Origin of the sequence: Streptomyces sp. AK010, assembly GCF_014207295.1 — a bacterium.
In the GTDB taxonomy this organism is placed as follows: domain Bacteria; phylum Actinomycetota; class Actinomycetes; order Streptomycetales; family Streptomycetaceae; genus Streptomyces; species Streptomyces massasporeus.
Window position 1 is genome coordinate 1 of record NZ_JACHCX010000010.1, and the last position, 9,863, is coordinate 9,863.

Sequence of the window (9,863 nt, forward strand, 5' to 3'; positions counted from 1 at the left end):
CGACGGCACCAGCCACCTCCACAAGCGAGACGAACGGACGAACCACGCCCATCTCTCCCGCCGCCAACCGGAGTTCATGCCCACCCAGCCCGAACTAAACGATCACGTTCGGAAAGCGGATGGCGTCTCATGCCAGGCCTCCGGCGTTTGCGCCGCGAGGCCTGAGGGCGTTTCAGGGATGGGATGCGGCTGCGGGGGAACGGAGTTGGGGCGTACGGTGGTGGCGCGTGAGAGGGTCCGGGCGGGACCGGAGTGCCGCCTGGAGGGGCGTCCCTTTGATCCCGTACTGTGGCTTTTGTCGTCAGGCAAGCAGCAGCCAGACGCGGCTCTGGGGAAGGGACTCTGGGACTTGATGGAGCGCACCGTCGTCCGTTGTGCCGATGGGCACGTGTTCAGCACCGCTTCGTTCCCGATGCAGCAGGCCGAGCGGCTCGGCCCCGGGCGGCTGCTTCGGTGCCCGCGATGTGCGCGGCTCCGGAGCGTGGTGCCCGTCAGCTGTCAGAAGCGGTAGCGGCGACAGCAGCGGCAGCCGCAGTGGCCATGGTTGCAGTGACGGCACGGCCGGTGCGGTAACGGACAAGCAGTAGGCAACAGGCACAAGGCGCGCGGAGACGTCCGGTTGTGGTCGCTCCGCGCGCCTTGCGTATCCTCGGGGCGTGCTTCTCTCAGACAAAGACATCCGGGCCGAGATCGATGCAGGGCGGGTGCGGATCGACCCGTACGACGAATCGATGGTGCAGCCGTCGAGTATCGATGTGCGCCTCGACCGCTACTTCCGGGTGTTCGAGAATCACCGGTACCCCCACATCGACCCCGCCATCGAGCAGGCCGACCTGACCCGGCTCGTGGAGCCGGAGGGCGACGAGCCGTTCATCCTGCACCCCGGGGAGTTCGTCCTCGCCAGCACCTACGAGGTCATCACCCTGCCCGACGACCTCGCCTCCCGGCTGGAGGGCAAGAGCTCGCTGGGACGCCTGGGACTGGTGACGCACTCCACCGCCGGGTTCATCGACCCGGGCTTCAGCGGGCACGTGACCCTGGAGCTGTCCAACCTCGCCACCCTGCCCATCAAGCTCTGGCCGGGCATGAAGATCGGGCAGCTGTGCATGTTCAAACTCAGCTCGCCCGCCGACTTCCCGTACGGCAGCGAGCGGTACGGGTCCCGGTACCAGGGGCAGCGCGGGCCGACCGCCTCCCGCTCCTTCCTCAACTTCCATCGGACCCAGGTGTGAGCGACAACAGCATGAGCGCAGTGCGGGAGAACCTGACCTACGAGAAGTTCGGCGGCGCCGTGCGCGAGCTCGCGCAAACCATCGCCGACGACGGCTACGAGCCCGACATAGTCCTCAGCATCGCCCGCGGCGGTGTCTTCGTGGCCGGCGGGCTCGCCTACGCCCTCGACTGCAAGAACATCCACCTGGTGAACGTCGAGTTCTACACGGGTGTGGGGACGACCCTCGAGATGCCCGTCATGCTCGCGCCCGTTCCCAACGTGATCGACTTCTCGCAGAAGAAGGTGCTGATCACCGACGATGTCGCCGACACCGGCAAGACGCTCAAGCTGGTGCGCGACTTCTGCCTCGACACCGTCGCCGAGGTGCGCAGCGCCGTCGTCTACGAGAAGTCCCAGTCGCTCGTGAAGTGCGAGTACGTGTGGAAGCGCACCGACGACTGGATCAACTTCCCGTGGAGTGTGTTGCCTCCAGTACATAGGTCGGGGGAGGCCGCTAAGCCCAACAGGGAGGCTCTCTGAACTAGTTCGGTGTCGGTGCTCCCCCGGAGACCCCGGGAGTGTCAGTGCCGACAGATATGCTTACTGCCGTCCACTTCCGGTCCATCCCGAGCTTCGGACCCAAGGGCCGAAGACCCCAGTACGCCAGGGGTTAGCACGACCGGACTGGAAGTGTGACATGGCAGAACTGCGGAAGCCGGAAGAGCCGGAACGTGATCCGCGTCGGAGCCTCACGAAGGCCGAGATCATGATCGCGATCCTCACAGCGATTACGGCACTCGCAGGCTGTGTGGAGCAGTTGGCGCGCTAGCGCTGTACGTCGGAGAAGGAGCCGGCTGATGGCGGACCACAAGAAACGGGTCCGGCCAATCGCAGCTCGGCCGGACCCGCTTCGATACTCCACCCACGGGCCCTACCTAGGCCTTACCCGCCGAGGTGGGGCTCCTGTGCGTGAAGGGCTCGTCACTCCCAGGTTGCAATGCAATATTGCACTCTCGGGTTGCAATCTTGCTACCCAGGGAGGCTTGGGTAGCCTACATCGCCCCGTTTGCAGGCCCTAGCTGGCTATCGAGGAGGGTCACCCGGTTCTGCCTAAACGATCCCACTGCCTTTATCCCCACTCTCCCCAGCTCCCATCCCGTACGCCGTCGACCCACACACCGTGGAGCGGGCGTGGTTCATGGCGTCCAGGTGGAGCGCGCCACTGTACGAACGACCTGGACGCCATGGGTCGCGTCTGCTCGGCTCTGCCTGGGTCAATGGCGTACGGGATGGGAGCTCCCCGCGCACGCCACTACGGGCCCGCAGTCGGGGACGGTGCCCCCTCCATCCCGGTGCCGGCCGATCCCCCGCCGGAGGCACTGTTCTAACCCGCGGGCATTGTCTGCGGTGATCGACTCATGGCTACCGGCTCTATCCACGCGTGGGCGCGCGTCGGCGCAGCCCGCCGGAGCGGGCCGAAGGCAGGAGCGGCGGCGGAGCGCAGCCGGGTGCCTTGATGAGGTAGAGAAACCTGTAACAGCTCAGGCCTGGAGAGGTTCCGGACTCGGGGTCTCGTCGACAAAGCCGTGATCGACAAGCCGGGCAGGGTGCTGGGCAAGCCAGCCCGAGACACGTGGGCCTCCGTTGACAGCAGTGCCTTCGAGGACGGGGGACTGTAAGCTCGATTGACAGACCCCACCTTCGCCGTGCTCCCGAGCGGGACGAGGAGTGGGTTCGTCGCGCCCTCGTTTTGCACGGGCGGGCCTGATCATCAGTGCCAGACAGGTTCGATCAGACTGGGGTCGAACTTCCGTCGACCGCGCCCGGCAGGATGGATGATCACGGCTGAGAGGCTGTGCAACACGATCTCCTGTTGGCGCTCGACCGGCAGCGCGAAGAATTCCTCGACGGACAGCTCGGCCGCATCGTTCTTGGCCTCGGCCTGCTTCTGCTCCTTGTAGAAGCGGGCCCGCTCCAGTTTCAGTTCGTCGCGCAGCCGTTCCTTGGCGGGCAGGAGCTGCAAGAGAGTAGCCACCGTGATCTGCTTGGAGCGCTCGGCCTCGATGAGTTGGGCGATGTCCTGGGTGACCTCCTCCAACTCGGCCTCGCTAGGCCAGCGTTGCTCGCCCTGGATCGCGGTGACCGATGCTCGGGCACGCTGTTCCTCCAGAACAAGCTGGGCGATCAAGGCGTCGACAGGTTCGCCAGTTCGGCCAACCTTTCCACAACCGCCGTTCACCACCGAGCACTGATAGCTGAACCGCGCGGCCTTGGAGCCCGGTTCCCACCGCTGGTTGATCTGCCCTCGGATCTTGGTCTTGCACAGGCCACAGCGAGCAATGCCAGAGAGCAGGTACTTGCGCGCGAGGGACTTGCCGGGGCGCTTCTGTTTCCGCTCAGCGATCGCGGCGCAGACGGCCTCCCACTCTTCAAGGGTGTTGATCGGCTCCCAATCGCCCTTGATCGGTCGGCCGTCGTCGCCGTGCAGGATCTCCCCGTGGTACGTCCGGTAGCCCGCCAACCGCGGGTTGGTCAGGATGTGCTCGACGTGGTGGTGAGCCATGCGTTTCGTGCCCGCGCGAGGGTTGCCCAAGCCTTGCTCCTGCCATCGCGTCCTGATGGTTCCGATGCGGACGCCGGCGAGGATTTCGCGCTGAGCCTCGCGGATGGCTTCGGTCGCCTTGGAGTCGACCTTGGTGCGGTCCTCCCTCTGCCAGCCGTACGGCGCAGGCCCGCCACTGTCCTTGCCCTGTTGGGCCAGCTCCAGGTGTTTGCGCTTGATCCGGCGTGAGGCGTCGTGCGACGACTTGTTGGCGAACGCCACCATGATGCGGGCCATGGTCCGGCCGTCCGGCGTCCCGAGGTTGATGTCGTTCGTGACGGTGGCGAACTCCAGACGGGGGCGCTCGTCGAAGATCTCGATGAGTCGTTCCAGGTCCCGCGGCTGCCGTGCAAGGCGGTCCAGGTCGTAGGCCACTATGCCGTCGATCAGGCCAGCACGGAGGTCCTTCAGCATGAGCTCGAACTCGTCGCGGACGACGTTGCGTTTGAAGGCGGATACGTCGTTGTCCTCGTAGGCCTTCACGACCTGCCACGACCGGAGGTCCGCCAGACGCTCGCAGTCGCGCTGCTGACGGGCGACTCCTAACGCCTCGCCCTCGTCATCCCGCGAAATTCGGGTGTAAACCCCCACCTTGCGTGCCACGATCAGCCCCCTGCCTCTGAGCAGGCCAGACTACTACCGTCATTGAGGCAAGTCAGCCTGGAGCGTCGAACCGCCCGTCGTGCGGCGGGCCGGCCAGGTGCTCGACGCCTGACCAGCGGGATCGGACACGAGAGAGGGGCTCCCCGCGGGGAGCCCCTCTCTCGTACCGCAGAAGGATCAGACCGTGCCCAGCTTCACGATCGACAGCAGGGCGATCAGCTGGATCGCCGACGCGCCCAGCGCCTTCGGCCAGGGCAGGTCGTGGGAGCGGCCGACCATGAGGGTCAGCAGGGCGCCGCCCGCGACCCAGGTGGCCCAGCCCAGCAGCTGCACGAACGTCGCGTCACCGCCCGCGAACATCGCGAAGACCAGGCGGGGCGCGTCCGTGAGGGACATGATCAGCATGGACAGGCCGACCGTGGGCTGCCAGGCGCCGTCGCCGCCGAGCTGGCGGGCCAGCGTGTGGGTGACCACGCCCAGGACGAACGCGCTCAGCACCATCGCGACGGCCGTCGTCAGGACGATCGGCACCGCGTTCGACAGTGTGGCGCTTATCGCATCCTCGCGGGCGCCGTCGAAGCCGAAGACGGCGAGCAGGCCGTAGAGGAACGTGACGACGAGGGCCGGGCCCCACATCGAGTAGTCCCGCATCTGGAGGAAGGTCTGGCTGGGGGCGAGGACGATCCCCCGGAGCAGCTGCTTCCAGTGCAGGCGCGGGCCGACGGGGCCGGGAGCCGGGGCCGCCGCGCCGGCGCGGTAGGTGTCGCCCTGCGTGTAGGGGTCCTCGCCGACCGAGAAGGCCTGGGTGTGGCCCGGGTTGTTCGCCGCGTACGGGTCGTGCGGACCCTGCGGGCCGGGCGGGTACGCGCCGTCGCCGAAGTACTCCGGCTCGCCCTGGCCGCCGTAGCCGCCGCCGTGCCCGGCGTCGGGCTGTGGCCACGAGGGGCCGCCGCCGTTGCCGTACGGCTGCTGCCGCGGGTACGGCTGCGGCGCCGGCGGGGAGCCGTACGGCGGTCCCTGCGGCGTCTGCTGCCCATACGGAGGGTTGTGCGGTCGCGTCTGAGGAGCGCCGTTGTTCCGGCCGCGTCCGATCCTGAATCCAGCCACGTCTTCGAACGTACCTGGTCCCCGGCGGTGGCGTGCCGGGCGCAGGCTTTCGGGCCCGGCTTTGCGGCCGAGCTGTGACATCCCTTAAGGGGAAGGGGCTTTGGGTGTGCGTGGGGTGTCAGGGTTCGGCCGTACGGGCCATGTGTCGGGTCATGTCCCGGGCCCGGTCCTCCCGGAGCCGAGCGGCGTCGGGAGACGCCGCGAGCGGCTGGGGAGAGCCGGGAGCGGCTGGGGAGAGCCGGGAGCGGCTGGGGAGAGCCGGGAGCGGCTGGGGAGAGCCGGGAGCGGCTGGGGAGAGCCGGGAGCGGCTGGGGAGAGCCGGGAGGGGGCGGGAGTGTCCGGCCCGTGGCACACCGCCCCGGGGCCGGGCCGGTCCGTGTGGGCCCGGTCAGTCGGCGAAGCCGCAGCCCAGCTCCACCGTGGTGCCGTTCTTCAGGCCGCTCGCGGAGCCCCACAGGACGGTGACGGAGCCGCCGTCGACGTCGTCGCCGACATCCTCGCCGGGGGGGCCGACCGCGAGGTCGGTGTAGCCGTCGCCGTTGAGGTCGGCCGGGGCGATCGCCTCGCCGAAGCCGTCCTCGGCCTCGGCGGCGCCGGGCACCCCGGCGGTGTTCTGGCTGATCACGGTGTGCTCGGCCGGGTCGAGGCCGGTGGCGCCGCCGTAGACCACGGCGACGTAGCCGGCCATGCCCTTGCCGTCGACCTTGGCGTAGGGGGCGGCGAAGGCCACGTCGCCGTAGCCGTCGCCGTAGCCGTCGCCGTTGAAGTCGGCCGTGGGGCCGGCGGCGGGTGCGGCGGTGGCCGTCTTCGCGGGCAGGGCCGTGAGCCGGTGGTGAGGGCCGTGGCCAGGAGGATGGTGCGCTTGCGCATCGGGATCCCCGTCGGGTCGTCGGTCGTCGGTCGTCGGATCGTCGGGTCGGACGTGGTGGTGGTCAGGAGTTGAGCGCGGTGCCGTAGCCCGGGGTGCCGGCCGTCGAGATGCCCGTGGTGCCCGGGCCGAAGCTCGTCGAGCCGGAGGTCGCCGGGCCGGTCGCCGTGGCGCGCAGGGACCAGACGGCGCCGTCTCCGGCGTTCTCGCCGGGCGCCGAGACGGACAAGTCGGCGCGGCGGTCGCCGGTGTGGTCGGTGAGCGTGACGTGCTCGCCGAACCGGTCGCCCGTCTCGGAGGCACCCGGCACACCGGCGGTGTTCTGGGTGTACGAGGTGGCGCCCTTGGTGGTCAGTCCGGACGCCGAGCCGTACAGCACGGTGACGGCACCGGCGGAGCTGTTCTCGCCCGCGGTGCCGACGGCCAGGTCTGCGTACCCGTCGCCGTTGATGTCGCCGAGCGAGACGCCGCTGCCGAAGCGGTCGCCCTTCTCGGCGGCGCCGGGCACACCGGCGGTGTCCTGGGTGAGGACGAGCGGGGCGCGGCCGCTGTCACGGCCGTGGGGTCCGCCGTAGACGACGGTGACCTTGCCGCCGAGGGCGCCCCCGGGGTCGGCGGAGGCCTCCCGGTCGTTGCCCACGACGATGTCGGCGTGCCCGTCGCCGTCGATGTCGCCGACGGCGGAGACGAACCCGGCGGGCAGCTTCTGCAGCCAGTCGACGTAGTTGCCGATCTTCATGTCGGCGAGGGAGGTGGCGGCGGCGCCGTCGTGCGCGGTGCGGCCGTGCAGGACCAGGCGGGGGCGGCCGTCGCCGGCGACGTCGCCGGAGGAGAGGTGGGTGACGCCGTTCGAGGACGACCACCAGTCGTTGCGCGATCCCGAACCGCCGTTGGGCGCGCTGGTCTTGGTGATCGGGCCGTTCACGAGGGAGAGGGTGACCGGCCCGGTGGAGCCGACCGCGACGTCCACGTTCCCGTCGCCGTCGAAGTCGCCCGCGGCCAGCGTCCGGCCGTACCGGTCGTAGTCGGTGCTGAAGAAGCTGAACAGCGAGCGGGCCCCGGACAGGCCGGAGGGCGAGCCCCAGACGATGGTGACCGTGCCGTCGTTGCTGTCGCTGCCGTCCTCGCCCGGCGTGCCGACCAGCAGGTCGGCGTAGCCGTCGGTGTTCAGGTCGGCGGAGGCGAGCGCGGAGCCGAAGGCGTCGTCGGCCTCGGCGGCACCGGGCATGCCGGCGGTGTTCTGCGTCAGCAGGGTGCGCGTGGAGCTCTTCGGCCCGCTGGCGCTGCCGTAGACCACCGACACGGCGCCGGCCCTCGCCTGCCCGGCGACCGTGGCGCCCGGTGCGCCGATCGCGAGGTCGGTGCGGCCGTCGCCGTTGAAGTCGTAGGGGGCGGCGGCCGGCACGGCGTGCGCGGCCGGGGCGGAGAGGGTGAGGGCGAGCGGGGTCAGGGCCGTGGCGAGGACGGCGGTGGTGATGCGGGTGCGCATGGGTGTACGTGCCTCACAGGAGAGTCGGCGGGGTGTCACGGGGCCACGGTCGAGCCGCGTCACGGGGCCACGGTCGAGCCGCGTCACTGGGCCACGGTCGAGCCGCGTCACTGGGCCACGGTCGAGCCGAGGCCGACGCTGCCCTTGAGGGAGACGGCGCCGTTCGTGATGCCCTGCGCGCCACTGGTGGTCAGGCCGGTGGCGGAACCGCGCAGGGTCCACAGGCCGCCGGTGTCGTTCTCGCCGTGGACGCCGATGACCAGGTCGGCCTTGCCGTCCTTGGTGACGTCGGTCAGGCCGACCGCGGAACCGAAACGGTCCGAGGACTCGGCGGTGCCGGGCACCCCGGCGGTGTCCTGGGTGTACGACTTCACGCCGCTGCCGGTCCTCAGGCCGGAGGCGGAGCCGAACAGCACGGTCACCGAGCCCGCGTCCGTCGCCGAGCCGATGTCCTCGCCCGGGGCGGAGACCACGACGTCGGCGTACCCGTCGCCGTTGATGTCGCCGGTGGTCACCGCGCTGCCGAAGCCGTCCTCGGCCTCGGCCGCGCCGGGCACGCCCGCGGTGTCCTGATGGACGACGGTCGGCTGCTGCGCCGGGTCGGGGCCGCCCGGGCCGCCGTACCAGACGGTGATCCGGCCGCCCTTGTGGCCGCCGGGCTTGAGGTCGTACGGGTCCGTGGGGTCGCCGAGGACGAGGTCGCCGTAGCCGTCGCGGTTGATGTCGCCGATGGAACCGGGGTAGCCGTCGGCGTCCGGCAGCTCGGCCATCTTGTACGTCGTGCCGGTCCAGCGGAAGTAGTCGATCTCGCCGCCGGTGTCGCCGTCCACGTTGAAGGGGTAGACGCGCTCGGCCGCGCCGTCGCCGCTGAGGTCGCCCGCGATGACCTCGAAGGTGGTGCCGACCTCACCGACGCGGAGGTTGTTCAGCGGGCCGGCGGTGCGGGTGAAGGGGCCGTTGTAGATGCGGGTGTGGGTCTGGCCGGTGAGCGTGACGTCGGTGTCGCCGTCGCCGTCGAAGTCGCCGGTGGCGGTGCCCCGGGAGAAGTTGCCGTACTCGGAGAGCGTCGACGGCTGCGGCAGGCCCTTGCCGCTGGTCAGGCCGGACTTGCTGCCCCACAGCACGGTGCCGGAGCCGACGCCGTCCCGGTCGCCGATGCTCTCGTTGCTCGCGCCGACGACGAGGTCGGAGTAGCCGTCCCGGTCCAGGTCGCCGGCGGCCAGGGCGGAGCCGAACAGGTCGCCGGCCTCGGCGGTGCCGGGCACTCCCGCGGAGTTCTGGGTGATGACGGCCCTGCGGGCGGCCGAGACACCGGACGCCGAGCCGTACAGCACGACGACGGCACCGGCGCAGGAGGCCGAGCCGACGTCGGCGCACGCGGCGCCGGCCGCGACGTCCCGGTATCCGTCGCCGTTGAAGTCCCCGGCGAGACCGGAGGGGGCGGCGGTGGCGGGCGGGGCCAGGGCGGTGGTGAGCAGGCCGGTGGTGAGCGTGGCGGCCAGCAGGAGGGTGCGCTTGCGCAAGGTGGGACTCCGGGTGGGAAGGGGCCAGGCCGGAGCGGGGGCCGGCCCCGGGGGGTGCGGGTGGCTGGGGTGGTGCGGGCGCTGCGGGGGTGGTGCTGCGCGGGGGGTGGGTGGCTTGGGTGGTGCGGGGTGGTGCGGTGGGTGGTGGGTGGTGCGTGCTGGGTGCTGGGCGGTGGGTGGCGTGGTGCGAGGTGCTTCGCCGGGCGGGTGGCCCTGTCGGGGCGGATGGTGCTGCCCCGGGGGCGCTCCGACGGCGTCAGGTGGCGGTCGGCGGGTCTGCGCCCTGGGGGCTTCGCCGGTGGGAGACGACCCAGCCGGCGTGGGGCGACCCAGCCTGCCCGGGATGGCGCCGCCGGTCCGGATGGCGCCACCGGCCCGGGATGGCGCCGCCGGTCCGGATGGCGCCGCCGATCCGGGATGGCACCACCGGTCCTGGACAGCCGGGCCGGCCCGGGACG

General features: G+C 70.7%; 7 protein-coding genes and 1 pseudogene. 2 read left to right on the forward strand and 6 right to left on the reverse strand.

Translation table 11 applies throughout. The annotated features are described in order from the left end of the window. Positions 1-656: 656 nt before the first annotated feature. Both dcd and HDC93_RS19855 read left to right on the forward strand, forming a co-directional pair. Positions 657-1,232, forward strand: coding sequence for a dCTP deaminase (gene dcd, locus HDC93_RS19850; protein ID WP_030846430.1), 576 nt, complete (start codon positions 657-659; stop codon positions 1,230-1,232). Positions 1,233-1,243: 11 nt separating this feature from the next. Next, positions 1,244-1,753, forward strand: a complete 510-nt coding sequence (locus HDC93_RS19855) for a phosphoribosyltransferase (RefSeq protein ID WP_185012234.1) — start codon at positions 1,244-1,246, stop codon at positions 1,751-1,753. Between the two features lie 1,001 nt (positions 1,754-2,754). Here HDC93_RS19855 and HDC93_RS38545 read toward each other — a convergent pair. The 6 genes and pseudogenes from HDC93_RS38545 to HDC93_RS19880 all read right to left on the reverse strand — a co-directional run. Next, positions 2,755-2,880, reverse strand: a pseudogene (locus HDC93_RS38545) (GNAT family N-acetyltransferase); the annotation flags it as partial. 104 nt (positions 2,881-2,984) lie between these two features. Continuing rightward, positions 2,985-4,418, reverse strand: a complete 1,434-nt coding sequence (locus HDC93_RS19860) for a recombinase family protein (RefSeq protein ID WP_185012235.1) — start codon at positions 4,416-4,418, stop codon at positions 2,985-2,987. A 177-nt stretch (positions 4,419-4,595) separates the two neighbouring features. Beyond that, the gene (locus HDC93_RS19865; RefSeq protein WP_185012236.1) at positions 4,596-5,606 is read right to left on the reverse strand and encodes a Yip1 family protein; all 1,011 of its coding nucleotides are present in this window, start codon (positions 5,604-5,606) and stop codon (positions 4,596-4,598) included. 307 nt (positions 5,607-5,913) lie between these two features. Then, complete coding sequence (locus HDC93_RS38550; RefSeq protein WP_311774583.1) at positions 5,914-6,255, reverse strand: FG-GAP repeat protein; 342 nt, start codon at positions 6,253-6,255, stop codon at positions 5,914-5,916. A 202-nt stretch (positions 6,256-6,457) separates the two neighbouring features. Further along, positions 6,458-7,882: an FG-GAP-like repeat-containing protein gene (locus HDC93_RS19875; RefSeq protein WP_185012237.1), complete on the reverse strand. Its 1,425-nt coding sequence runs from the start codon at positions 7,880-7,882 to the stop codon at positions 6,458-6,460. 107 nt (positions 7,883-7,989) lie between these two features. After that, positions 7,990-9,405 carry an FG-GAP repeat protein gene (locus HDC93_RS19880; RefSeq protein WP_185012238.1) on the reverse strand — a complete coding sequence of 472 codons (1,416 nt, stop codon included), beginning with the start codon at positions 9,403-9,405 and terminating at the stop codon, positions 7,990-7,992. Positions 9,406-9,863: the final 458 nt, after the last annotated feature.